The following is a 22,493-nucleotide window of genomic DNA, read 5'->3' on the forward strand; positions in this document are numbered from 1 at the left end:
TGCGACGAAGCAATCCAGACTGTCTCCGCGGAGGGATTCTGGATTGCTTCGCTGCGCTCGCAATGACGGAGAATGAGGCGCCACCCCGACGCCAAACCCGCTCTTGCTCCCCGCGAAATCCGCATGGCTTTGCCGCGTTCCCGGCGCTAAAAGACGCCGGTTAAACGGAGCAAGCCATGCAAGATCTCTGGCGCCTGTCGGCCGCCGACCTCGCCACCCTCGTCAAATCCAAAAAGGTCTCCGCCAGGGAGGCGGCCAAGGCCGGTCTGGCCCGCCTGGACGCCGTCAATCCCCAGCTCAACGCGGTGATCGACCACCGGCCGGAGGACGTGCTCAAGCAGGCTGATGCCGTCGATGCCGCCATCGCCAGGGGAGACGATCCCGGTGTGCTCGCCGGCGTGCCCGTCACCATCAAGGCCAATGTCGACCAGGAAGGCTTTGCCACCACCAACGGCCTGAAACTCCAGCGCGACCTGATCGCGCGCGAGGATAATCCGGTGGTCGCCAATTTCCGCAAAGCGGGCGCCATTCTCCTTGGCCGCACCAATTGCCCGGCCTTCTCCTATCGCTGGTTCACCACCAATCTGGTCCATGGCGACACCAAGAACCCCCGCGATGCCTCCCTGACCCCGGGCGGCTCGTCCGGCGGCGCCGGCTCGGCGGTCGCGGCCGGCATCGGCCATATCGCCCACGGCACCGATATCGCCGGCTCGATCCGCTATCCCGCCTATGCCTGCGGCGTGCACGGCCTGCGCCCGACGCTCGGCCGCATCCCCGCCTTCAACCCGGCGCTGCCGGAGCGTCCGATCGGGCCGCAGATCATGGCCGTGTCGGGCCCGCTGGCGCGCACGGTCAACGATCTCAGGATCTCGCTCGAAGCCATGTCAGCCCGCGACATCCGCGACCCCTGGTTCGTGCCGGCGCCGCTGGAGGGCCCCGCGCGGCCAAAGCGCGCCGCGCTCTGCCTCAATCCGGACGGCCTTGCGACCAAACCGGAGGTGAAGGCCGCCGTGACTGACGCCGGCAAGCGGCTGGAGCGTGCCGGCTGGACTGTCGAGGTCATCGAGAACACGCCGCCGATGCGCGAGGCGGTCGAGTGGCAGAGAAAACTCTGGCTTGGCGACGGCTATGAGGCGCAGCTGGAGATGGCTGAGCGCGAAGGCGATCCCGGTGCGCTGGCCTGCCTGCGGGGCAATCGCGCCAAGGTCACGCCGATGGACCAGGCGGACTACGCCAAGGCGCTCACGCGACGCGCCACGCTGACCCGCGACTGGATGCTGTTCTTCGAAAAATATGCCGTGGTGCTCACGCCGGTGTCCGGCGAGTTGCCGTTCCCGGATCATCTCGACCGCAAGGACAGTGAGTCCTTCGAGCGCGTCTGGGAGGCGCAGATGCCGCAAATCGCGACCCCGTTCATGGGACTGCCGGGCCTCGTGGTCTCCACCGGTCTGGTCGGCAAGGCGCCTGTCGGCGTGCACATCGTGTCCGGCCGCTATCGCGAGGATCTGTGTCTGCTCGCGGGCGAAGCGATCGAGGCGGGCGGCGTGCCGCCGTCGCCGATCGATCCCGTGGGTTAGCGATGTCTGTGATCTACGACTTCAAGGCCAACTCGCTTCTCGGCGAGGAGGTGCCCATGCGCCGTTTCGAAGGGCAGGTGCTCTTGATCGTCAACACCGCGAGCAAATGCGGCTTCACGCCGCAATATCGCGGGCTCGAGGATCTCTATCGCGACCTCTCGCCGCGCGGCTTCTCGGTGCTCGGCTTTCCCTGCAACCAGTTCGGTGCGCAGGAGCCGGGGCCGGCGAGCGAGATCCAGGCCTTCTGCTCCACCAACTACGACGTCACCTTTCCCCTGTTCGAGAAGATCGACGTCAACGGCGCCCACGCGCACCCTCTGTATGACTACCTGAAACGCCAGCAATCCGGCCTGCTGGGCGCCTCCATCAAATGGAATTTCACCAAATTCCTCGTGGACCGTGCCGGCAAGGTGATCGCGCGCTACGCGCCGACCGCACGGCCGGAAGGACTGCGGAATCAAATCGAGACCCTGTTATGAGCGAGACAATCATGAGCGACGAATTTCCGGACCGCCTGTCGGTCGACCCGAACAGCCCCTATTACAACGCGGATATTCTCTCGCGCGACGTCGGTATCCGCTTCAAGGGTGTCGAGAAGACCAATGTCGAGGAGTACTGCATCAGCGAAGGCTGGGTCCGCGTCACCGCCGGCAACGCCAAGGACCGCCACGGCAATCCGCTGACCATCAAGGTGCATGGTCCGGTCGAGCCGTATTTCAGGGATAAGAAATAAGCGCTCGCATACTCTGTCCTCGTCATTGCGAGGAGCGCAGCGACGAAGCAATCCAGGGTCTTTCCGCGGTGGCAGTCTGGATTGCTTCGCTCCGCTCGCAATGACGAACGTTTCTCACCGTTAGCGAAAGCCAACCCCATGTCCGTCCGCATCGTCGACGTCCGCGAGATCACAAAACCGATCTCATCGCCGATCCGCAACGCCTATATTGACTTCACCAAGATGACGACGAGCCTCGTCGCCGTCGTCACTGACGTCGTCCGCGACGGCAAGCGCGTCGTCGGCTACGGCTTCAATTCCAACGGCCGCTACGGGCAGGGCGGCCTGATCCGCGAGCGCTTTGCCTCGCGCATCCTGGAGGCCGATCCGAAGTCGCTGCTGAATGCAGCCGGTGACAATCTCGACCCCGATAAGGTCTGGGGCGCGATGATGACCAACGAGAAGCCGGGCGGCCATGGCGAGCGCTCGGTCGCGGTCGGCACCATCGACATGGCGGTGTGGGACGCCGTTGCGAAGATCGCAGGCAAGCCGCTGTTCCGGCTGCTCGCCGAGCGGCACGGCGTCAAAGCCAATCCGCGCGTCTTCGTCTACGCTGCCGGCGGCTATTACTATCCCGGCAAGGATCTCTCGATGCTGCGCGGCGAGATGCGCGGCTATCTCGATCGCGGCTACAACGTCGTGAAGATGAAGATCGGCGGCGCGTCGATCGAGGACGACCGCACCCGCATCGAGGCGGTGCTGAAGGAGATCGGCAAGGACGCGCAGCTCGCGGTCGATGCCAATGGTCGCTTCGATCTCGAGACCGGCATCGCCTACGCAAAAATGCTGCGGGACTATCCGCTGTTCTGGTACGAGGAGGTCGGCGATCCCCTCGACTACGCGCTGCAGGCCGCGCTCGCCGAATTCTATCCGGGCCCGATGGCCACGGGCGAAAACCTGTTCAGTCACCAGGACGCGCGCAACCTCATCCGCTACGGCGGCATGCGCCCGGACCGCGACTGGCTGCAATTCGACTGCGCGCTGTCCTATGGCCTCTGCGAATACCAGCGCACGCTGGAGGTCCTGAAAACCTACGGCTGGTCGCCGAGCCGCTGCATCCCCCACGGCGGCCACCAGATGTCCCTCAATATCGCCGCCGGCCTCGGCCTCGGCGGCAACGAGAGCTATCCCGACCTGTTCCAGCCCTACGGCGGCTTCCCGGATGGTGTGCGCGTCGAGAACGGCCACATCACCATGCCCGACCTGCCGGGCATCGGCTTCGAAGGCAAGTCGGATCTCTACAAGGAAATGAAGGCGCTGGCGGAGTAGGATTGGGCTCGACGGCCGCGCCGACACTCTCCGTCATTGCGAGCGCAGCGAAGCAATCCAGAGTCTTTTCGCAGAGGCAGTCTGGATTGCTTCGTCGCTGCGCTCCTCGCAATGACGGCGGGGAGAGCGGCGTCTCGCGCCGATACCCCGCGCAGACCTCGGCCAGCGATTGCGTCAGGTGCTGCCACACACTCCGTCTTTGCGAGCGCAGCGAAGCAATCCAGAATCTTTCCGCGGAGGCAGTCAGTATTGCTTCGTCGCAAGTGCTCCTCGCAATGACGGCGGAGGGACCTTGGTCACTGCACGCCCTCCACCCGTGACAACAACATCGGCTGCAGTGCACCATACATCAGCGTGCGCCACAGCCATTCGATCGGGCCGTATCGGTAGTGGCGCAGCCACCATGCGCTGAACAGCACCTGTCCGACGTAGACGGCGATGCCGATAGCGAGGGCCTGGGTGATGCCGAGCCGTCCGAACAGGCCAAGGCCGTAGCCGTAGAAGATCCAGCCGAAGATGAGCGATTGTGCGACGTAGTTGGTGAATGCCATCCGGCCGAGCGGCGCGGCCCAGCCGAGCAGCCTCTTGCTGCGTCCGAAACTGGCGATGAAGAGGATGGCGGCACCATAGCCCAGCGCCAGCAGGATGTTGCCGAGCGGCTCGATGCCGACGTAAAGCAAGGCCGCGCCGAGACAGATAGCCGGAAGCGCGATGACGAGCAGGCCGCGGGCATTTTGCAGAATGCCGCTCCGCCAGGCCAGCGCTCCGACGAGAAACAGCCCGATCGTGCGCAAGAAGACGAACGCGTGCAGGGACGCGATGAGAGGAATTTCGCGGAGACGAAACGCCAGCACGTCGAGGAAGCCGCCCGTCGCATAGATGCGATTTGCATCCATGACGTCCCGCCAGATCGCGGTCCTGCCGGGAAACAACCCCGCGGGCGGAAAGGCCTGCATGGCCAGATACAGCGCGAGAGACGCCAGCGCGGCGAGCGTCAGCAACCAGCGCGGGCCAAACAGGAACGGCAGCACGATGAATCCCGCCAGTGCATATTCGGTGAGGATATCGCCGTTCCAGATCAGGCACAAATGAATGACGCCGAACACCAGCAGCACAGCGAGCCGCCGCTGGAGCAGGAAAGTGCGGCGCTCGCTGTTCGCGAGCCGGTCGAATTGAATGGCAAGGCCTGCGCCGAACAGCAGCGAGAACAGCGCAAACGCCTTGAGCTCCACGGCCTGCGTCAGGATCGTTTCGACGGCGCGATCAACCGGCGAAGCAAGCGTTCTGGCACCAAGAAACTGCTCGAAGATCGAAATGCGAAATTCCATGACCACGTTGATGGCCATGACGCCGAACAGGGCAATGCCCCGCAGCACGTCGATGGCGTCGATCCGGTCCGAGGGGCTTATTGGCCGGGGAGATGCGGCACCATCGGATGTCATGGAAGAATTCCAATTGTAGCTCGACGACGCGTGGCGCGGGGCGAGATGCCTGCCACACGCTCCGTCATTGCGAGCGCAGCGAAGCAATCCAGAATCTCTCTGTGGAGGCAGTCTGGATTGTTTCTTCGCAAGAGCTCCTCGCAATGACGATGTGGCGAAAGTCTGCCATCCCTTACGAAATTTCACTCCTCATACGCGTTGCAGCAGCGGCCGCAAGCTGCGGATGTCGGTCACAGCCTCAATCTCATACACCGACTTGATCAACCGCTCGGCCTTCTCGCCGCCGACCACTGGGGCAATCAGATCGCGCGCCTTGTCGATGACCTCGTCGCGCGTCATCGGGTTGCGCGGCGTGCCGCGCACGGCGGTGACGCGCTCGGAGAGGCGGCTTCCATCAGTGAGCTCGATCTCGACGACGGCGACGCGCACCGGCAATAGTTTGGCCAGCTCCTCGTCGCGCACCAAATTCACCTTGGCGCGCTCCTTCAAAACCGCCGCGTCCTGCATGCGCGGCTTGTCGTGCGCGGCGTGGAACGAGGCGGTTTTGTCGAGCAGCATCACGGCGACCATGTGCTGGAGACAGATGTCGGGGATGTCGCGATTGTCCACGACCTCGGCGACCGACGGCGCGAGGCGCACGGTCACGCGCTTGACCTCTCCGGCCTCGAACGCCTGCTTGCTGCGGATGGCGTAGACCGCATCGAGCGGTCCCTGGATCGGTGAACCCACCGTCCATTTCTTGATGTCGGTGCCTGCGATCTCGTAACGCTCGCCAAGCTTCTCCACGAGTTTGCCGGTCGCAGCCTTTGGCGCATAGGCCAGGAAGTAATTGTCTGGCCCTGAGAACACGTCGTCGACGCCGTTCCAGTCCGAACGCACCAGCAGTGCCGACGTCACGCCGTTTCGGGCCGGCATGCCGGCGAACACAAACCCTTTCTCGATATGGTCGACGTCGCGCCGCCACACGATGAAGCCGGAGGATTGCTGCGCGGCATAGTCGAGCACCCAGCGCATCCGGCGCGCGTCGAAGCCGGCGACACAGGCGGCAGCAGCCGAGGCGCAGAACGTGCCGGCAATGCTGTGCGTGCTCAGCACGCTCTCATAGCTGAAATCGGCTCCGCCCATCGCCATCACAACGCGGGTGCCGACGTCGTAGCCAAGCGTCACCGCGCGCAAAAAATGCGCGCCGTCGATGCCAAGGTTTTCACCGAGCGCGAGCGCCGCGGGAACGGTCGAAGAGCCCGGATGCGAGCGCGACGGGCTGTGCGAATCGTCGGTCTCGTCGGCATGCGCCATGACGCCGTTGGCAAGCGCGGCCTCGACTGGCGACGCGGTGAGCGATGTGCCGGCGATGGTCGATGTCCCCTGCGCAGCATTGGCGCGAATGTAGCGCTGCGCCGCCTGACCGGGCGACAGCTCCGATCCTGATATCATCGACGCCAGCGTGTCGAGGATGTGGTGCTTTGCTTGTTCGACGACTTCGGGCGGCAACGCGCGGGTTTTCGCAGCGCTCATGTAGTCGCACAGCGCCGTCATTTCTGGCCCGGAGCCAGATCCCTCCGCGAAACCGCGTGCGGGCGAAAGCGAGAGGCCGGTTGCCGCCGCTGCGGTCAGGCCGAGAAAGTCGCGTCGTTTCATGGTGTCCCGTCTTTGGTGCAGGAACTGATGAAACGTCTAGCGCTTAGGACGGCCGCATGTCCAGTCGGCGACGCATCCACAACCCCGCTGTCATGCCCCGCGAAGGCGGGGCATCCAGTACGCCGCGGCGAATGTGGTTAGGGCGAGCTCTTCAACGCCGGCCTCTGGAATACTGGATCGTCCGCCTTCGCGGACGATGACACCGTCTCTGGAGCGACATCTCCGCGCTTACGACAGCCGCATATCCAGCAGCCTGCGCCCCTCGCCCTTGAGCAGCTTCTTCACCGCGCTCGACGCCACGACCTCGCCGTCATTGGCGTAGGCTTCGTGGTTCTTCTCGATGTCGTCGAGGCGGTAGAGGTAGTTGACCATCACGCCGGCGGACTCGCGCGCGCCTTTCGGCGAGAGGTCGCCGAGCCAGTTGATGCGCTCGAGCCGTGCGCCGTTGCCGAGGTGGAAGCGGGCGACGGAATCGATCAGCTTGCCCTTCGGCGTGCGCGCCTTCAGGAAGTAATAGGCCGCGAGCGGCTCGATCACGGTGCGGAGCAGCGTCGTCGTCTCGGGGTTCTCGAACCATTTGGGATCGTCGAGGCGCTTCAGCACCTCGCGGTCCTCGTCCGAGAGCGGCAGGTCAATGTCCTGCTTCACCCATTGCATGAAGCCCGGCACCGGCGACAGCGTCACGAAGGTGTCGAGCTTTGGCGTCTCGCGCCGCAGCTCTTCGACCACCTGCTTGATCAGGAAGCTGCCGAAGGAGATGCCGCCAAGGCCGCGCTGGGTGTTGGAGATCGAATAGAACACCGCGGTGCGCGCGCGCTCGATCGGCAGATGCTGGCGGTCGACCGCCAGCAGCGGCGCGATCGCACCGGGGATCGTCTCGGTCAGCGCCACCTCGACGAAGATCAGCGGCTCGTCGACCATGGCGGGATGGAAGAAGGCGTAGCAGCGCCGGTCGACCGGGTCGATGCGGCGGCGCAGGTCGTCCCAGTCGCTGATCTCGTGCACGGCTTCGTAACGGATGATCTTTTCGAGGATGTTGGCCGGGGTCGACCAGTCAATCCGGCGCAGCACGAGAAACCCCCTGTTGAACCACGACGAGAGAAGGTGAGAGACGTCGCGATCGAGCGCGGCGAGATCGGTGTGACCGTTCATCATGCCGAGCAGATCGGCGCGCATGTTGACGAGATCGCCGGTGCCGCCCGGCGCGCGGTTGAGGCGGCGGATCAGCTCCTGCCGGCGCGGCTCGGAGGCGAAGTGCAGCGAGCTCGCGTCTTCGTCACTGGGCTTGGCGCGCCATTTTTCGATCGCCTTGGACAGGCGTTCGCGATCGGGGCCGAAATCGCGCACCAGGGCTTCGAAGAAGGCGCGGCGTCCTGCCGCATCCAACTCCTGGTAGATGTCGAGCACCTCACGCGCCATGGCAGTGCCCGAAGCTTCGCCACGACCGGACAGCAGCGCACCGCAGAGCTCGATCAGGCCTTCGGCATCGTGCTTGGTGTCGTCGGAATCCCCGCGGCGCAGCAGTGTGCGGCCGCGATCGGAGATGGTGGCGAGCAGGTCTGAGAAGAAGGCGTTGGCCATCTGGTCGTTTCGATTCCGGTTTGTGCGATGCGGAAGCTTACACGGGATTTAGGCGGAAGCCGATCACAATCAAGCAGGGAATTTTGTATCTTTCGTGGTGCCATGCGCCACCAGGAAAGCTGTCATGCCCCGCGAGGGCGAGAGTGCCACCAAAGCTGTCATGCCCCGGCTTGACCGGGGCATCCAGTACGCCGGGACCTATCGGTTCACTCGCTGCCGTAGGGTGGGCAAAGGCGCCCTTGCGCCGTGCCCACCCTGTCTCGACAGCTGCGAAAGAATTGGTGGGCACGCTTCGCTTTGCCCACCCTACGGCCTGTCATGCCCCGGCTTGACCGGGGCATCCGGTACGCCGCGGCCTCTCGGCTCAATCACAGCCGTCTCTGGAATACTGGGTCGCTCGGTCAAGCCGGGCGACGACACCGTGACTATTTCCCCGCAAACTCCGTCGGCGTCCGCCCCGTCACCTGACGGAATGCTGCCGAAAACGCCGGCACGCTGGCATAGCCGAGCTGGGTGGCGAGCTGCTTCACCGACACATTGGCGTCGGTCGACAGACGCTGGATCGCTGCCGCAACCCTTGCGCGCTGGCACCAGCTCTTGAAGCTCAATTGCGTCTCGGTCGAAAACAGTCGCGACAGCGTGCGCGCGGAGGTTCCCACCTCGCGCGCCAGCGTGTCGATGTCGTGCAGGCCGGTAGGATCGTCGAGCACGATCATCGCGGCGCGCCGGCAGCGCGGCTCATGCGGCAGCGGCACGAAGGTCGCGGAATCCTCGGCCTGGTGCAATTCCAGCATCACCAGGCGGACCAGCAGCTCGGTCCGCTCCTCGGTGTTGCGTGCGTCGAACAGCGCCAGGATCGCCTGGTTGAGCAGCGGCGATACCCGCACCACGAATTCCTTGGTCAGCCCCTCATAGCGTTGCTCGCGCTTGAGCCATGGCAGGTCGAAATACAGCGTGCGCATCTCGATGTCGGCGAGCAGGTCGATGGCATGCTCGAGCCCAGCTGGCACCCAGACGGCGCGGTCCGGCGGCACCAGCCAGCGCCCCGCGGGCGTCGTCACCTGCATCGTCCCCCTGGCCGCGTAGATGAGCTGTGACTCGCGGTGCATATGCGGATCAATCCGCATGCCCTTGGGATAGTCGCGTGCAACCAGGTGCACGCCCGCGGGCGAGAGATGGTTGCTCCGGACCTCCCGGAGGATTGGCGTTTCCAAGACATTCATTGGCGGCATCCCGTCATGGGTCCGACATATAACTCATTTCGGAGCAAGAGAGGATTCCCATGAACAGCCCCAGCCGGGTGATCAGTTTCGTCAACGCAGGCCATTTCATCGACCATTATGCGATGCTGATTTTCGCCGCCGCCGTGATCATCATGGGGCCGGCGCTCGGCATGGCCTATTCGGAACTTCTGCCTTATGCGACGCCGGGCTTCGTCGCCTTCGGCGCGGGCTCGCTGCTCACCGGCTGGCTCGGGGACCGCTGGAGCCGCCGCCACATGATGCTGATCTTCTTCGTCGGCATCGGTGCTTCCATGATCTCGGTCGGCTTCGTGCAGACCCCGGCACAGCTTGGCGCGGCGCTGTTCGCGATCGGCATCTTTGCTTCGATCTATCACCCCGTCGGCACCGCGATGATCGTGTCCTATGCCGACCGTCTCGGCCGCGAGATGGGGATCAACGGCGTCTGGGGTAATCTCGGCGTCGCCTCCTCGGCGCTGGTCACCGGCGTGATCGGCCAGTATCTCGGCTGGCGTTTTGCCTTCATCGTGCCCGGTGTCGTCACCATCCTGATCGGCATCGCCTTTGCGATGATGGTCGTGCACGAGGACCGCAAGGGCTCGAAGCAGGCGGCAGCTCAAGTGCGCGTGGCGAAGAAAGACATGTGGCGCGTGATCCTGTCGCTGCTGATCGTGGTCATTGCGATCTCGACCACGTTCAATGCGGTCACCGTCGCGCTGCCAAAGCTGTTCGCGGAGCGGCTTGCCGACCTGACGAAAAGCCCGGCGCTGCTCGGCGTCATCGCCGCCTGCGTCTACGTGTTCGGCGCGATGACCCAGTACACGATCGGCCGGCTGCTCGACCGCTATTCGCTGAAGACGGTGGCGCTGCCGCTGTCCTTCATGCTGGCGCCGTTCCTGTATCTCGCCGCGAGCCTGTCCAATCTGCCGCTGATCCTGGTCTCGATCGGCATCGTCATGGGTGCGTTCGGGCAGGTCACGGTGAACGATGCCATGGTCGGCAAATACACCAGCGAGGAATGGCGCTCGCGCGCCTATGCGGTGCGCTATTTCATCGGCTTCACCGCCGCGGGCGCCTCCGTCGGCCTGGTCGCCTGGCTCTACGAGCAGGGCGGCTTCGTCACCATGCTGCACGCCTTCGCCGCGCTCTGCCTGCTCGCGATCGCCGCAGCGATCATCCTGCCGCGCGAGATCAGGACGCCGCAGGTGGCGTGAGGCCGGGGCTCTCTCCGCTCGTCATTGCGAGGAGCGTAGCGACGACGCAATCCAGACTGCCTCCGCGGAGGGACTCTGGATTGCTTCGCTGCGCTCGCAATGACGGGGGATGGACCGGCGCATCGTGCACCCCGCCCATCATGCCATTCTGCCGGTGTTTTGCCCGACGTGTCAAAGCACTGGAACGCTCCAAAAACTCCAATGCCATCAACGCCGTTCTACGGTGCATGGGGTTGTTTTCGACTTTTTTGTTCGTCCGCAGCCTGCCTCCGCGGAAAAACTACGGCTTCACCTCGGCCACCGTCTTTGCCTTCGGCGCCTTCTTCGACGTGCGCCAGTTCTCGAAGCGCTGCACCACCACGAAGAAGGCCGGCACGAATAGCACCGCAAGGCAGGTCGAGGCCAGCATGCCCGAGAACACGGTGATGCCGATCGACTTGCGGGCGCTGGCGCCGGCGCCGGTCGCGATCACCAGCGGCACCACGCCGAGGATGAAGGCGAACGACGTCATCAGGATCGGCCGGAAGCGGGCGCGCGCCGCCTCGATCGCGGATTCCAGCACCGGCTTGCCGTCGCGGTTATGCAGCTCGAGCCCGACCTCGACGATCAGGATCGCGTTCTTGGCCGACAGCGCGATCAGCAGGATCAGGCCGATCTGGCAATAGAGGTTGTTGTCGATCTTCAAGGCGTTGAGGACGAGCATGGGCCCGATCAGCGATAGCGGCACCGCGAGGATCACCGAGATCGGCGCGTACCAGCTCTCGTACTGGCCGGCGAGCACGAGATAGACCAGCAGCATGGCAAGGCCGAACACCCAGTAGATCTGGTTCGAGACGGCCTTCTCCTGATAGGACATCGCGGTCCACTCGTAGCCCGTGCCCGGCGGCAGCGTCTTGTCCGCGATCTCCTCCATCAGCTGCAGCGACTGGCCGGACGAGTAGCCCTGCGCCGGCAGGCCGACGATGGTCGAGGAAGGGTAGAGGTTGTAGAGGCTGATCAGCGACGGGCCGGTGGCCGGCGTGATCGTGGCGACGGTGCCGATCGGGATCATGTCGCCGTTCGAGTTGCGTACCTGCATGTTGGCGATGTCGCGCTCGGTGACGCGGAATGCCGGATCGGCCTGGGTATAGACCTGGAACACGCGTCCGAACTTGTTGAACTGATTGACGTAGGACGAGCCGAGATAGGTCGAGAGCGCCGCGAACACCTGATCGGTGGTGACGTGCAGCGTCTGGGTCTTGATGCGGTCGATCTCGACGTTGAACTGCGGCACCGACGAGCGGAACGAGGACGATACGCGCTGCAGCGCGCTCTGGCTCTGGGCGTTGGAAACCATCGCGCCGGTGATGGCTTGTAGCTTTGCAAAATCGCTGTTGCCGTCGCGCAGCTCGACCTGCATCGAGAAGCCGGCCGCGTTGCCGATGCCCTGGATCGGCGGCGGCGGCAGCACCAGGGTGCGCGCCTCCATGATGGTCGCGAGCTTGTCGTTCAGCCCGTAGACCAGCGAACGCAGATCCTCGCCGGGCCCTTTGCGCGCCGACCAGTCCTTCAGGATGATGTAGGCGACGCCGGCATTGGCAAGGCTGGCGCTGTTGTCGAGCGCGGAGATGCCGGCGATGGTGATGACCTGCTGGACACCAGGCGTGTCCTTGATCAGCTCGCTCGCTCTGTCGAGCACCGTCTGGGTCCGCTCCAGCGCGGCGCCGTCGGGCAGTTGCACGGCCGCGATCAGATAGCCCTGGTCCTCGATCGGCAGGAAGCCGGTCGGCACCCGCGACAGGCCGTAGCCGCCGATCCCGATCAGCACCAGTGCGAATGCGACCGAGATCGTGCTGTTCCTGCACAGCACGCCGATGAGGCGCGTGTAGCCCCGCTCGACGCGGTTATAGACGGCGTTGAAGCCACGGTAGAAGAAATTGCGCTGCTCCGGCGGCACCGTCGGCCGCAGCCAGAGCGCGCATTGCGTCGGCTTCAGCGTGGCCGCGTTGATGGCGGATAGCAGCGCGGTCGCCGCGATCACCAGCGCGAATTGCGAATAGATGCGCCCGGTGAGGCCGGCGAGGAACGAGGCCGGCAGGAACACCGAGATCAGCACCAGGGTGATGCCGACGATCGGCGCGAACAGCTGGTCCATCGCCCTGATCGCGGCGTCGTGGCCGTTCATGCCCTGCTCGATGTTGTGCGCGGCACCTTCGACCACGACGATGGCGTCGTCGACGACGATGCCGATCGCGAGCACGATCGCGAACAGCGTCGACATGTTAATGGTGAAGCCGAGCGCCGCCATTGCCGCGAACGCGCCGATGATGGTGACGGGCACGGTGGTCGCCGGCACCAGCATCGCTCGCCAGTCCTGCAAGAACACCAGGATCACGACCAGCACCAGCAGGCCGGCCTCGATCAGCGTCATGTAGACCTCGTGCACCGAGGCTTCGACGAATTTGGTGGTGTCGAACGGCGTGTCGTATTTGATGCCTTCGGGGAATCGCTTTGCAAGCTCCGCCATCTTCTTCTCGACGGCCTGCTCGACCTGGAGCGCGTTGGCGCCCGGCGACTGGAACACGCCGATGCCGGTGGCCGGCTGATTGTTCAGCGAGAAGATCTGGCTGTAGGTCTGCGCGCCCAGCTCGACCCAGCCGACGTCGCGCACGCGCGTGACGTCGCCACTGGTGCCGGTCTTGACGATAATGTTCTCGAACTGGGTGGTGTCGTCGAGCCGACCGTTGACGTTGAGCGTGTACTGGAACGCCTGGCCCGGCGGCGTCGGCGGCGCGCCGACCTGGCCGGCCGAGACCTGCTGGCTCTGCTGCTGGATCGCCGTGACGACATCCGACGGCATCAGTCCGCGGACCTGGAGCTTGTTCGGATCGAGCCACACCCGCATCGAATACTGGCCGGCGCCGAACACCGTGACGTTGCCGACGCCGGGCAGACGCGAGAGTTCGTCGCGGATGTTGATGGTGGCGTAGTTGCTCAGATAAAGGCTGTCGAACGTCCTGTCCGGCGAGGTCAGCGTCACGAAGAGCAGGATCGAGGTCGATTTTTTCTGGACGGTGACGCCCTGGTTCTGCACGGAGGTCGGCAACTGCGACAGCGCGCTGGAGACACGGTTCTGCACCAGCACCTGCGCGAAGTTGAGGTCGGTGCCGATCTTGAAGGTCACGGTCAGCGTATAGGTGCCGTCGGAGCCGCTGTAGGACTGCATGTAGAGCATGTCCTCGACGCCGTTGACCTGCTGCTCGATCGGCAGCGCGACGGTGTCGATCACGGTCTTGGCGCTGGCGCCGGGATAGCGCGTGGTGACCTGCACCGTCGGCGGCACCACGTCGGGATATTGCGCGACCGCGAGGTTGAACAGCGCGACGCCGCCGATCAGGATCATCAGAAGCGCGATGACGTTCGAGAGGACCGGCCGTTCGATGAAGAATTTCGAGATCATGGCTGGCGACCCCTCACTTGGCCGACGCCTGCGGTAGGTCGATCTTCGTCGGTTGCGGATCGATCTTCTGGCCCGGGATCACGCGCAGTAGCCCCGCGATCACCACGCGGTCGTCCGGCTTCAAGCCGCTTTCGATCACGCGCAGGCCGTTGTCGACCTGACCGATCTGCACCTTGCGCTGCTCGACAATGTTGTCGCTATTGACCACCAGGAGATAGCGGCCGCCCTGGTCGCTGCCGAGCGCGGTGTCGGGGACGAGGAGGGCGTTCTTGTCCTGGTCGAAGGGCACCCGGACCCGGACGAAATAGCCGGGTAGCAGCGCTCGCTTGCCGTTGGGCAAGACGCCGCGTACCGCGAGCGTGCCCGTTGATGTATTGAGGGTCGGCGAGACGTAGTCGAGGTGGCCTTCATGCGGATAGCCGGTCTCGGTCTGGAGGCCCACCTGGATCGGCAACTGTTTGAGGTCGGCCACGGTCAGCCCGCGACGGGCCGCTTCGGCGCGGATGCGAAGGACGTCCTGCTCACTGACCGTGAAGTTCACCCAGATCGGATCCAGCGCGACGATGGTTGCGAGCTGGGTCGGGGAGGAGACGCCGACAAGCTCGCCGATCGAGACCAGGTGCGCGCTGACGATGCCGTCGAACGGCGCGCTCACCTTGGTGTAGCCGTAATTGACCTCGGCGAGCCTCGTATTGACCTGGGCTTGCTGGAGACTGGCCTGGGCGTTGTCGCGGGTGGATGTCGAGGTGTCGAGAGTCGCCTGCGAGACAGCCTGGCGCTGCACGAGGTCGACCTGCCGCTTGAAATCGGCTTCGGCCTGCTTGAGCGTGGCCTGCGCACCGACCTCGGCCGCCTGCGCCTGCTCGAGCTTGAGCTTGTAGGTCTCAGGCTCGATTAAGAAAAGCTGGGTGCCCTGCTTGACGAAGCTGCCGTCCTGATAGTCGATCGATTGCAGGAAGCCCTGTACGCGCGCCACCAGATCGACGCTCTTGACCGGCGCGGTGTTGCCGGTGGCTTCGACATAGCGCGTCACCGCGCGCTGCACGGGCGCCGCGACGTCCACCTTCGGCGGCGGCGGCGCCACGAATGTGTTCTTGTCCTCGCAGCCGGCGAGCGCCACCACGGCCGCCGCGGCAACGAGTGCCCGCCCGACATGTCTCCACGCTCCGTTCCGTTGTGCGAGATCAGCGGGATTCGCGCAGGTCATTCGGTGGCCCCCGATTATTGTCTGTCGGTGTGGCAGGCTACCAACAAATGCCCGGCCGTGGAACACCATAGCCATGGCGGTCACCAGCCTTGCACTGCAAATGGCGCAGTGGCCTTTGACACGTTTGTCATGGCAAACCGCTTTTCATCGTGCATGATCGACCAGAATTGTGTCAAAGGCCGAGTGACGGAAACGAAGCGGTCGAGAAGCAGAGAAGAAAAGGTGAGGAGAACATGACATGCCCACGTCCCTCCAGGCGGCCCTTGCCGGCCTCGTTTTCGCAGCGGCAGTCGCCATGCCCGCGCTAGCCGATGGCCTGAAGGACGAGATCGCGCCGACCGGCAAGCTGCGGGTCGCGATCGCGATCAGCCCGGCGGGCGGCGCGTTCTGGTCGACCAAGACCGAAGCCGGCTATGCCGGCGTGCCGGTCGACCTCGGCAAGGAGATGGCGGCCCAGCTCGGCGTGCCCGTCGAATATGTCGTGCACCAGAATTCCGGGCAGATCACCGACGCGGCGTCGAAGGGGACCTGGGACGTCACCTGGCTGCCAAAAGATCCCGAGCGCGAGACCAAAATGATGTTCGGCCCGATCTACGAGGTCGCGGATGCCACCTACATCGTCAAGCCCGGCTCAGCCATCACCAACTTCGCCAGCCTCGATCAACCCGGCATCAAGGTCGCGGCCGTCAACGCCACCACGACCATGCGCGGCGCGATCGCGCATCTGAAGAATGCGAAAGCCACGGGCTATCAGACCTATGACGAGATCTTCGGCCTCCTGAAGAGCGGCGAGATCGACGCCTTCGCGCTGTCGCGCGACCAGCTCAACAAGATGGCGCAGAAGATCCCGGGCACGAAGGTGCTGGACGAGACCTTCAAGAAAACGGTGACGGCGGTGGCCGTGCCGCTCGGTCACAGCCAAGCGCTGGCGTTCGTCACCAAGTTCATGAACGAGGCGGTGACGAACGGCGCCTTGCGCAAGGCCTATGACAACAATGGCCTTAAGGACACGCCGATCCGGACGGAGTAGCGGCAGCGGCTCCATGGCAAGCGAGATTCAGATCCGCGCTTTCTTGCTGGCCGATGCGGCCGCCGTGCGCGAGCTGTTCATCCAGGTCAATCGCCTGTTGGCGCCGGTGCATTTGGCGGAGGCGTTTGAAGGATACATCACCCGCTCCCTCGCGGAGGAGATAGATCGTCTCGCCGATTATTATTCGGGTCGGAGCGGCGGTTTCTGGGTCGCCGTCGATGACGATGAAATCGTCGGCATGTTTGGACTGGAGGCCTCTGGCGAACACGCGATGGAGTTACGGCGCATGTACGCTGCTCCCGGCGCGCGGCGTCGGGGTATCGCGCGAAAGATGCTGGCGTTTGCGGAAGAGGAGTGCCGCCGCCGCAATCGGCTGCAATTGCATCTGAGTACGTCCGAGCTTCAGCAGGACGCGCTGGCGCTGTATCGAAACGCGGGATACGAGAATGTGCGCGAAGAGATCGCCGATGCCGCCAGCAACAAGACGCTAGGTGGTGGCATTCGTCGCTACCATTTCACCAAGCGGCTCTGACGGCATCTCGGGGCGCTTCGCCCGTTATTAGGGCTGACTCACGGCTCCGCGGTGCGAATGCCTGCGGGGCTCACCTGCAGCTTGAGTGTGGACGTCCTGGTCAGCGCCTTGCCGTCGAACGAGAATGCGATCAGCTCGTTCTCGACCATGCACTGCGCCACGACATGCTTGGAGTCCTTCGACCACACCATGCCCTGGCACCAATGGCCGATCTTGGCCTCCGCCACCGGCGTGAGGTCGGTGCCCGAGATCTTGTAGACTTTGAGCAGGCCGAAATCGTTGAAGAAGGGCGAGGCCGATGGCTTGTTCGAGCCGTTCATGACGGTGACGGCGACATGGCTGCCGTCCGGCGACATCTTCACGGCCTCAGGTGTCTGTCCAACGGTAACCGTCGTGACGACGCGGATCGGCTTGGCGGTCATGTCGATCAGACTGATCGTGTCACTGTCGCCGCTGCTGGCACCGACATTGCCGACGACGGCCACCGCGCTGCCGGTGAGGTCGATGTCGTAGGGGCGGATGCCGGCGGAGAGGTCGCGCTTGGTGTATTCGACCTTGGTCCCGTCCACGCTCAGAAGCGAGATCTTGCTGTCGCCGTCGCGGGTGACCAGCGCGGTGGCTCCGTCGCGGGAGAACACTACATGGCTGGGGCCGGACTTGGCATCGCCGAGTTGAATCTTCCCGCCTGCGGTCAGCGTATTGCCGCTGATCGCGAAGACCGAGACGGTGCCTTCGCTGCGGTTGGCAACCAGCGCCAGCGTGCCGGCACGGTTGATCGAGACGCCGGCGGCGCCTGGGCCGGCCTGCAATGTCGCGAGCACCTTTGGCGGGGTGGATTTGAGGTCGATCACCGAGAGCTTGTCGTCGGGGACCGTCTTGGTCGTATCCGCGGGATCGAGCTTCATCGCACCCGTGACCAGCGCAAGCGAGCCGTCCGGCGCAATCGCGACGCTCGGCGGCGGCCCGACTACGCTGGCGGGTGCCGGCACCTCGCCCAAAAGCTTCAGCGCGCCATCGGTGAGATCGATGACGCTGACCGTGTCCGGCAGCGGCTGCTTGCGCACCACGGCATTGCCGTTCTCCAGCATCATCTTGCCGTCATTGGCGGTGACGACGATCTCGGCATGAGCGGCGAAATTTGCAAAGCCGGCAAAGGACGTTGCGACCAGAGTAGACGCGACATGGCGCGTGCGCCTGTGAACAGCGGCTTTCATGTTTCCCCCTGAGACTTTGTTCTTGTCAGGTCAAGCTAAATGCAACCGGGGGCATTGCGCAACAATCTGAACGCGATCATTTTTGCCTTCGCCCTTGGAATAAAACGGCAAGGCGCGCTTCGGCACGGCCGAAGCGGGTGGCTGCATAAAAAATTATGCCTCGACCACTGCGCAAAGTGTCTCGTGCGTCAAACTGACACGGCTCTGTCACTCGCGATGTTTAGAACATTTCTGATCGTAAACATCCTCATTTCCGGGGCCTCAAAAAAATGAAATCGAGACTACTGACGACGGCTGCGATTGTCGCGGCCGCGAGCGCGCTCGCGTGCACTCTTCCCGTCCTTGCGGACGATTTCGGCCGTGACCGCGATCACGGGCATGATCAAGGTCGCGACAACGATCACGACCGTGATCATCACCGTCATCCGCATGACATCCACACCGAGACGCCGATCAAGCATCTCGTGATCATCTTCAACGAGAACCGCTCGTTCGATCATTACTTCGCGACCTATCCGAACGCGGCCAATCCGTCGGGCTCGATCCCCTTCGTGCCGAAGCCGCATACGCCGAAGGTCAACAATCTCGCCAACGCGCATTTGCTGGTGAACAATCCGAACAACAGCGCGGCCAACGGCACCGGCGCGACGGATCCGTTCCGCCTCGACCGCACCCAGGCCAACACGCGCTCGCAGAACCACTCCTACACGCCCGAGCAACAGGCCGTGGACAACGGCAAGGAAGACTTGTTTCCGAAATTCACCGGCCGCGGCACCGCCGGCGGCGCCGGTGCGTTCGGCACCAACGGTCAGGTCATGGGCTATTTCGACGGCAACACCACCACCGCCTTCTGGAATTACGCCCAGCACTTCGCCATGAGCGACAATGCCTGGACCGACACTTTCGGTCCGTCGACGCAGGGCGCGCTCGCGGTGATTTCTGGCCAGACCAATGGCGCGCAGAACATCGTCGGCACCTCGGCGTCGATCGCCGACGGCCAGGGCGGCCTGACGCTGATCGGCGACACCGACCCGGCCTACGATTCCTGCTCGAGCACGAGCAGCACCGTGCTGATGACAGGCAAGAACATCGGCGACCTGCTCAACGACGAGCGCATCAGCTGGGGCAGCTTCATGGGCGGCTTTGACCTGACGCTCAAGAATGCCAACGGCACCACCGGCTGCGCGCGCACCACGTTCTCCAGCAACGTGAACGGCACGATCGTGGACTACAGCCCGCACCACGCCTGGTTCCAGTACTACAAGTCGACCGCCAACCCGACCCATGCGCGGCCGAGTTCGGTCGATGCGATCGGCCACACCTACGAGAAGGGCGGCAAGACCGTCGATCCGGCCAACCACGCCTACGACCTCGAGGACTTCTACGCCGCCGTGAAGGCCGGCAATTTCCCGGCCGTCTCCTACATCAAGATGTCGGCCTACCAGGACGGTCACGCCGGCAACTCCGATCCGCTCGACGAGCAGGTCGGCAATGTCGAGCTGATCAACTTCCTCCAGAAGCAGCCGGAGTGGCGCGAAACCGCGGTCATCATCACCTATGACGACTCCGACGGCTGGTACGACCACCAGTACGTTGCGCCGAAGACCGCTTCTTACGATCCGACCGCCGATCAGGTCAACGGTCCGGGCCTGTGCGGCCTCGGCCCGCAGAAGCAGCCGGCACCGAAGGGTCTCTCCGGCAAGCCGGTGAACGGCCGCTGCGGTCCGGGCACGCGCATTCCGTTCATCGTGGTCTCGCCCTACGCCAGGACCAACCATGTGAGCAGCACCTACATCTCGCAGGCGTCCGTGGTCCGCTTCATCGAGGACAATTGGCTGCGCGGCCAGCGTATCGGCGGCGGCTCGTTCGACGCCAGCTCCGGCTCGATCATGGACCTGTTCGACTTCGATCAGGATCACAGCCATGACTACCGGACTGACGCGCTGTTCCTCGATCCGACCTCCGGCACGGCGATCACCAGCCCGCCGGACGAGCACCACCACCACTAGTCCGACGGGACGCTTGATGAACAGCCGCACCATGTGGCTCCTCGGCGCCGGCCTGCTTTGTCTGGCCGGCGCCGTCTTTGCGGCCGGGACGCAGGGACTTGCGGAGACAAGCCAGCTCGGCGCGAACCCGAATCCGGTTCGCCTCATGCGCCCGCCCGTCGCGCCATTGTCCGCGATGGCGCAGCTCGGCAAGGAGATCTTCTACGACGCGTCGCTGTCGTCGTCCGGTGCGCTGTCCTGCGCATCCTGCCACAGCCCGGATCACGCCTACGGCCCGCCCAATGACGGGCCGGTGATGCTCGGCGGCGCCGCCCTGTCGCGGCAAGGCGCACGCGCGGTGCCCTCGCTGACCTATCTCGATCGCCACCCCAATTTCAGCATCGGCCCCGACAAGGGCGACGACGACAACGTCATCGACCTCGCGCAGATGGCTGCAATCGGCCAGCAGGCTGCGCGGACGACGAAGACGGCCGGCGGCATCGGCGCATCGGCGAACATCGTGCCGCAAGGCGGCCTGTTCTGGGACGGCCGCGCCGACACGCTCCAGGACCAGGCGTTGTTCCCGCTGCTCGACCCCAACGAGATGGACGGCGGCAGTGCCGAGATCGTCGCAGACAAGCTGCGCCGTGCGCCTTACGCCAATCGCTTCGTCGAGCTGTTCGGCGCCGGCGTGCTCAGAAATCAGCGGCTCCTGATCGCGGAGGCGATGTTCGCCGTGGCGCGCTATCAGGTGGAGGAAGTCAGCTTCCATCCCTACACCAGCAAGTACGATTACTGGCTCGAGGGCAAGGCGCGACTGTCCGAAAGCGAGCTGCGCGGCCTGCAGATGTTCAACGACCCCGACAAGGCCAATTGCGCCGGCTGTCACACCTCGGCGCCGACCCGCGACGGCCTGCCGCCGCTGTTCACCGATCACCAATACGAGGCGCTCGGCGCGCCGCGCAATGCCGCGCTCGCCGGCAATCGCGATCCCAGCCATTTCGATCTCGGCGTCTGCGGCCCGCAGCGCACCGACATTCCCGAGCAGACGCAATATTGCGGCATGTTCCTGACGCCGACGCTGCGCAACACGGCGACGCGCCACGCCTTCTTCCATAACGGCGTTTTCAGTACCCTCGAGCAGGTCCTGGATTTCTACAATTTTCGCGACACCAATCCGGAAAAGGTTTTTCCGCGCGGCGCCGACGGCGCGGTGCGGAAATACGACGACCTGCCGCAAAAATATCATGCCAATGTCGACGTCACCGATCCGCCCTTCGATCGCCACCCCGGCGACAAGCCGGCAATGACGGAGCAGGACGAAGCCGACATCATCGCGTTTCTGAAGACGCTGACCGACGGCTACAAGGCGGAGAATTAGAGTGCCGACGAATTAGAGTGTCGACGCATGATTCCGGGATGCGGATGCGGCGAAAAAGTCAGTCATCGCCTGCATGAACACTCCTGCCGCCGTGTCGGATCGCGTGGCCGTATTCAAAAGAACTCAAGCGAAGGAAAGTGATTGACCAGTCTGTCCCAGAGCGAGGACGGCGGCCGTGGCTGCCTTTTGGCATCCTGGAGGGACAGGCACCGCGGTGCCAGTCTCATTCCATAATAGAGGTTCGCTCCAGAGAGGCTCTGACCGCCCTGTATGCTGACAGTCGGATCGAAATTATTCCTTATCAAGTCCGTCGTTTGCTCCACGGAGCCCGCCGCTGAATTGTCATAGGCCGCGACGTATTTCGTCGACGCCTTGAGAACCCGCTGTCCCTGGCAAACGTATTCCCCGTTTTCCAGATAACGTTTCACTTCCCGATCGCAGGACTCGCGGCGGAACAGCTCCTCCGCGATGATTGATAGATCTTCAAGTGAGATTTCCAACACTTGAACGTCATCAAGCTCGAGCTTTACAGCTTCTGCCAATTTTGCATCGGTATGTGACTGAATCGAACGCACGACTTTTGAGTCGAGCGAATACTGTGTCTTTCGTAGCTCCGAAGTGACCTGGGTCGCTGAAGATGAAGTACGAGTGACGCCGACCAGCCGATCCGGCGAGACTTCGCACAGCATGTCGTAATCCTGGCCGTTCGGAGAGACATGATAGATGGAGCCTGGAGCGCGCAGGAGGACCGGTGGCGTTATCGGGTGAAAGCCGATAGCGGTGATTGCTTCGTTGAGCCTATTTGGGGGCGTGCGTAGATGTATCGCGGCCACGGATGCCAGTGGTGCGATGCTCACGATCGCGACTAATGCCCCCCACTTGACCAATGGGCGCATTGGAATTCTCCGCCGATTATCCGCAACAATAGTGTCCGCAGGGGCGCGCGCACGCGTTGGCCGAATCTGCAG

General features: G+C 64.0%; 17 protein-coding genes. 9 read left to right on the forward strand and 8 right to left on the reverse strand.

Features of this window, described 5'->3' with window-relative positions:
* The first annotated feature begins 176 nt into the window (after window positions 1-176).
* From IVB46_RS17955 to tarD, 4 genes are all read left to right on the forward strand, one after another.
* A complete protein-coding gene (locus IVB46_RS17955; RefSeq protein WP_247304319.1) occupies window positions 177-1,577 on the forward strand; it encodes an amidase family protein in 1,401 nt (466 codons plus the stop codon).
* Between the two features lie 2 nt (window positions 1,578-1,579).
* A complete protein-coding gene (locus IVB46_RS17960) occupies window positions 1,580-2,056 on the forward strand; it encodes a glutathione peroxidase (RefSeq protein ID WP_085405205.1) in 477 nt (158 codons plus the stop codon).
* Window positions 2,053-2,310, forward strand: a complete 258-nt coding sequence (locus IVB46_RS17965; RefSeq protein WP_015684132.1) for a DUF3297 family protein — start codon at window positions 2,053-2,055, stop codon at window positions 2,308-2,310. Before IVB46_RS17960 ends, IVB46_RS17965 begins: the two co-directional genes overlap by 4 nt.
* Window positions 2,311-2,448: 138 nt before the next feature.
* Window positions 2,449-3,618, forward strand: coding sequence for a D(-)-tartrate dehydratase (tarD, locus tag IVB46_RS17970; RefSeq protein ID WP_071910182.1), 1,170 nt, complete (start codon window positions 2,449-2,451; stop codon window positions 3,616-3,618).
* 296 nt (window positions 3,619-3,914) lie between these two features.
* Here the strand turns inward: tarD and IVB46_RS17975 are convergent, their stop codons facing one another.
* The 4 genes from IVB46_RS17975 to IVB46_RS17990 all read right to left on the reverse strand — a co-directional run bounded on the left by IVB46_RS17975 (window position 3,915) and on the right by IVB46_RS17990 (window position 9,502).
* Complete coding sequence (locus tag IVB46_RS17975; RefSeq protein WP_247343173.1) at window positions 3,915-5,060, reverse strand: DUF418 domain-containing protein; 1,146 nt, start codon at window positions 5,058-5,060, stop codon at window positions 3,915-3,917.
* Between the two features lie 189 nt (window positions 5,061-5,249).
* The gene (locus IVB46_RS17980) at window positions 5,250-6,698 is read right to left on the reverse strand and encodes an MmgE/PrpD family protein (RefSeq protein WP_247304315.1); all 1,449 of its coding nucleotides are present in this window, start codon (window positions 6,696-6,698) and stop codon (window positions 5,250-5,252) included.
* A 228-nt stretch (window positions 6,699-6,926) separates the two neighbouring features.
* The gene (locus IVB46_RS17985; RefSeq protein ID WP_247304313.1) at window positions 6,927-8,279 is read right to left on the reverse strand and encodes a malonyl-CoA decarboxylase; all 1,353 of its coding nucleotides are present in this window, start codon (window positions 8,277-8,279) and stop codon (window positions 6,927-6,929) included.
* 425 nt (window positions 8,280-8,704) lie between these two features.
* Window positions 8,705-9,502, reverse strand: coding sequence for a helix-turn-helix transcriptional regulator (locus IVB46_RS17990; protein ID WP_247304311.1), 798 nt, complete (start codon window positions 9,500-9,502; stop codon window positions 8,705-8,707).
* A gap of 59 nt (window positions 9,503-9,561) precedes the next feature.
* On the opposite strand from IVB46_RS17990, the gene IVB46_RS17995 reads away from it, so the two are divergent.
* Window positions 9,562-10,734: an MFS transporter gene (locus tag IVB46_RS17995; protein ID WP_247304309.1), complete on the forward strand. Its 1,173-nt coding sequence runs from the start codon at window positions 9,562-9,564 to the stop codon at window positions 10,732-10,734.
* A 280-nt stretch (window positions 10,735-11,014) separates the two neighbouring features.
* Here IVB46_RS17995 and IVB46_RS18000 read toward each other — a convergent pair whose 3' ends face one another.
* Both IVB46_RS18000 and IVB46_RS18005 read right to left on the reverse strand, forming a co-directional pair.
* The gene (locus tag IVB46_RS18000; RefSeq protein ID WP_247304307.1) at window positions 11,015-14,173 is read right to left on the reverse strand and encodes a multidrug efflux RND transporter permease subunit; all 3,159 of its coding nucleotides are present in this window, start codon (window positions 14,171-14,173) and stop codon (window positions 11,015-11,017) included.
* A gap of 13 nt (window positions 14,174-14,186) precedes the next feature.
* Window positions 14,187-15,380: an efflux RND transporter periplasmic adaptor subunit gene (locus tag IVB46_RS18005; protein WP_247304305.1), complete on the reverse strand. Its 1,194-nt coding sequence runs from the start codon at window positions 15,378-15,380 to the stop codon at window positions 14,187-14,189.
* A gap of 238 nt (window positions 15,381-15,618) precedes the next feature.
* On the opposite strand from IVB46_RS18005, the gene IVB46_RS18010 reads away from it, so the two are divergent.
* Together IVB46_RS18010 and IVB46_RS18015 are read left to right on the forward strand one after the other, a co-directional pair.
* Window positions 15,619-16,410, forward strand: a complete 792-nt coding sequence (locus tag IVB46_RS18010) for an ABC transporter substrate-binding protein (protein WP_247304303.1) — start codon at window positions 15,619-15,621, stop codon at window positions 16,408-16,410.
* A gap of 13 nt (window positions 16,411-16,423) precedes the next feature.
* Window positions 16,424-16,942 carry a GNAT family N-acetyltransferase gene (locus IVB46_RS18015; protein ID WP_247304301.1) on the forward strand — a complete coding sequence of 173 codons (519 nt, stop codon included), beginning with the start codon at window positions 16,424-16,426 and terminating at the stop codon, window positions 16,940-16,942.
* Window positions 16,943-16,980: 38 nt separating this feature from the next.
* Here IVB46_RS18015 and IVB46_RS18020 read toward each other — a convergent pair whose 3' ends face one another.
* Entirely contained in the window at window positions 16,981-18,156 is a 1,176-nt protein-coding gene (locus tag IVB46_RS18020) for a YncE family protein (RefSeq protein WP_247304292.1), read from the reverse strand.
* Between the two features lie 269 nt (window positions 18,157-18,425).
* Here IVB46_RS18020 and IVB46_RS18025 point away from each other — a divergent pair, with 269 nt between their 5' ends.
* Both IVB46_RS18025 and IVB46_RS18030 read left to right on the forward strand, forming a co-directional pair.
* Window positions 18,426-20,165, forward strand: coding sequence for an alkaline phosphatase family protein (locus tag IVB46_RS18025; protein WP_166102303.1), 1,740 nt, complete (start codon window positions 18,426-18,428; stop codon window positions 20,163-20,165).
* A 16-nt stretch (window positions 20,166-20,181) separates the two neighbouring features.
* A complete protein-coding gene (locus IVB46_RS18030; protein ID WP_247304291.1) occupies window positions 20,182-21,525 on the forward strand; it encodes a cytochrome c peroxidase in 1,344 nt (447 codons plus the stop codon).
* Window positions 21,526-21,638: 113 nt separating this feature from the next.
* Here IVB46_RS18030 and IVB46_RS18035 read toward each other — a convergent pair whose 3' ends face one another.
* Window positions 21,639-22,421, reverse strand: coding sequence for a hypothetical protein (locus tag IVB46_RS18035; RefSeq protein ID WP_166343939.1), 783 nt, complete (start codon window positions 22,419-22,421; stop codon window positions 21,639-21,641).
* Between the last annotated feature and the right edge of the window lie 72 nt (window positions 22,422-22,493).

The sequence above is a fragment of the Bradyrhizobium sp. 61 genome, assembly GCF_023073075.1.
Classification (GTDB): domain Bacteria; phylum Pseudomonadota; class Alphaproteobacteria; order Rhizobiales; family Xanthobacteraceae; genus Bradyrhizobium; species Bradyrhizobium barranii.

Excerpts from the sequence above, each read along its gene's own strand:
- IVB46_RS17980 (WP_247304315.1), bottom strand. The coding sequence starts at position 6,698 with ATGAAACGACGCGACTTTCTCGGCCTGACCGCAGCGGCGGCAACCGGC.
- IVB46_RS18005 (WP_247304305.1), bottom strand. The coding sequence starts at position 15,380 with ATGACCTGCGCGAATCCCGCTGATCTCGCACAACGGAACGGAGCGTGG.
- IVB46_RS17975 (WP_247343173.1), bottom strand. The coding sequence starts at position 5,060 with ATGACATCCGATGGTGCCGCATCTCCCCGGCCAATAAGCCCCTCGGAC.
- IVB46_RS17985 (WP_247304313.1), bottom strand. The coding sequence starts at position 8,279 with ATGGCCAACGCCTTCTTCTCAGACCTGCTCGCCACCATCTCCGATCGC.
- IVB46_RS18015 (WP_247304301.1), top strand. The coding sequence starts at position 16,424 with ATGGCAAGCGAGATTCAGATCCGCGCTTTCTTGCTGGCCGATGCGGCC.
- IVB46_RS18020 (WP_247304292.1), bottom strand. The coding sequence starts at position 18,156 with ATGAAAGCCGCTGTTCACAGGCGCACGCGCCATGTCGCGTCTACTCTG.
- IVB46_RS17990 (WP_247304311.1), bottom strand. The coding sequence starts at position 9,502 with ATGAATGTCTTGGAAACGCCAATCCTCCGGGAGGTCCGGAGCAACCAT.
- IVB46_RS18010 (WP_247304303.1), top strand. The coding sequence starts at position 15,619 with ATGCCCACGTCCCTCCAGGCGGCCCTTGCCGGCCTCGTTTTCGCAGCG.
- IVB46_RS18035 (WP_166343939.1), bottom strand. The coding sequence starts at position 22,421 with ATGCGCCCATTGGTCAAGTGGGGGGCATTAGTCGCGATCGTGAGCATC.
- IVB46_RS18000 (WP_247304307.1), bottom strand. The coding sequence starts at position 14,173 with ATGATCTCGAAATTCTTCATCGAACGGCCGGTCCTCTCGAACGTCATC.
- tarD (WP_071910182.1), top strand. The coding sequence starts at position 2,449 with ATGTCCGTCCGCATCGTCGACGTCCGCGAGATCACAAAACCGATCTCA.
- IVB46_RS18030 (WP_247304291.1), top strand. The coding sequence starts at position 20,182 with ATGAACAGCCGCACCATGTGGCTCCTCGGCGCCGGCCTGCTTTGTCTG.
- IVB46_RS17960 (WP_085405205.1), top strand. The coding sequence starts at position 1,580 with ATGTCTGTGATCTACGACTTCAAGGCCAACTCGCTTCTCGGCGAGGAG.
- IVB46_RS17995 (WP_247304309.1), top strand. The coding sequence starts at position 9,562 with ATGAACAGCCCCAGCCGGGTGATCAGTTTCGTCAACGCAGGCCATTTC.
- IVB46_RS18025 (WP_166102303.1), top strand. The coding sequence starts at position 18,426 with ATGAAATCGAGACTACTGACGACGGCTGCGATTGTCGCGGCCGCGAGC.
- IVB46_RS17965 (WP_015684132.1), top strand. The coding sequence starts at position 2,053 with ATGAGCGAGACAATCATGAGCGACGAATTTCCGGACCGCCTGTCGGTC.
- IVB46_RS17955 (WP_247304319.1), top strand. The coding sequence starts at position 177 with ATGCAAGATCTCTGGCGCCTGTCGGCCGCCGACCTCGCCACCCTCGTC.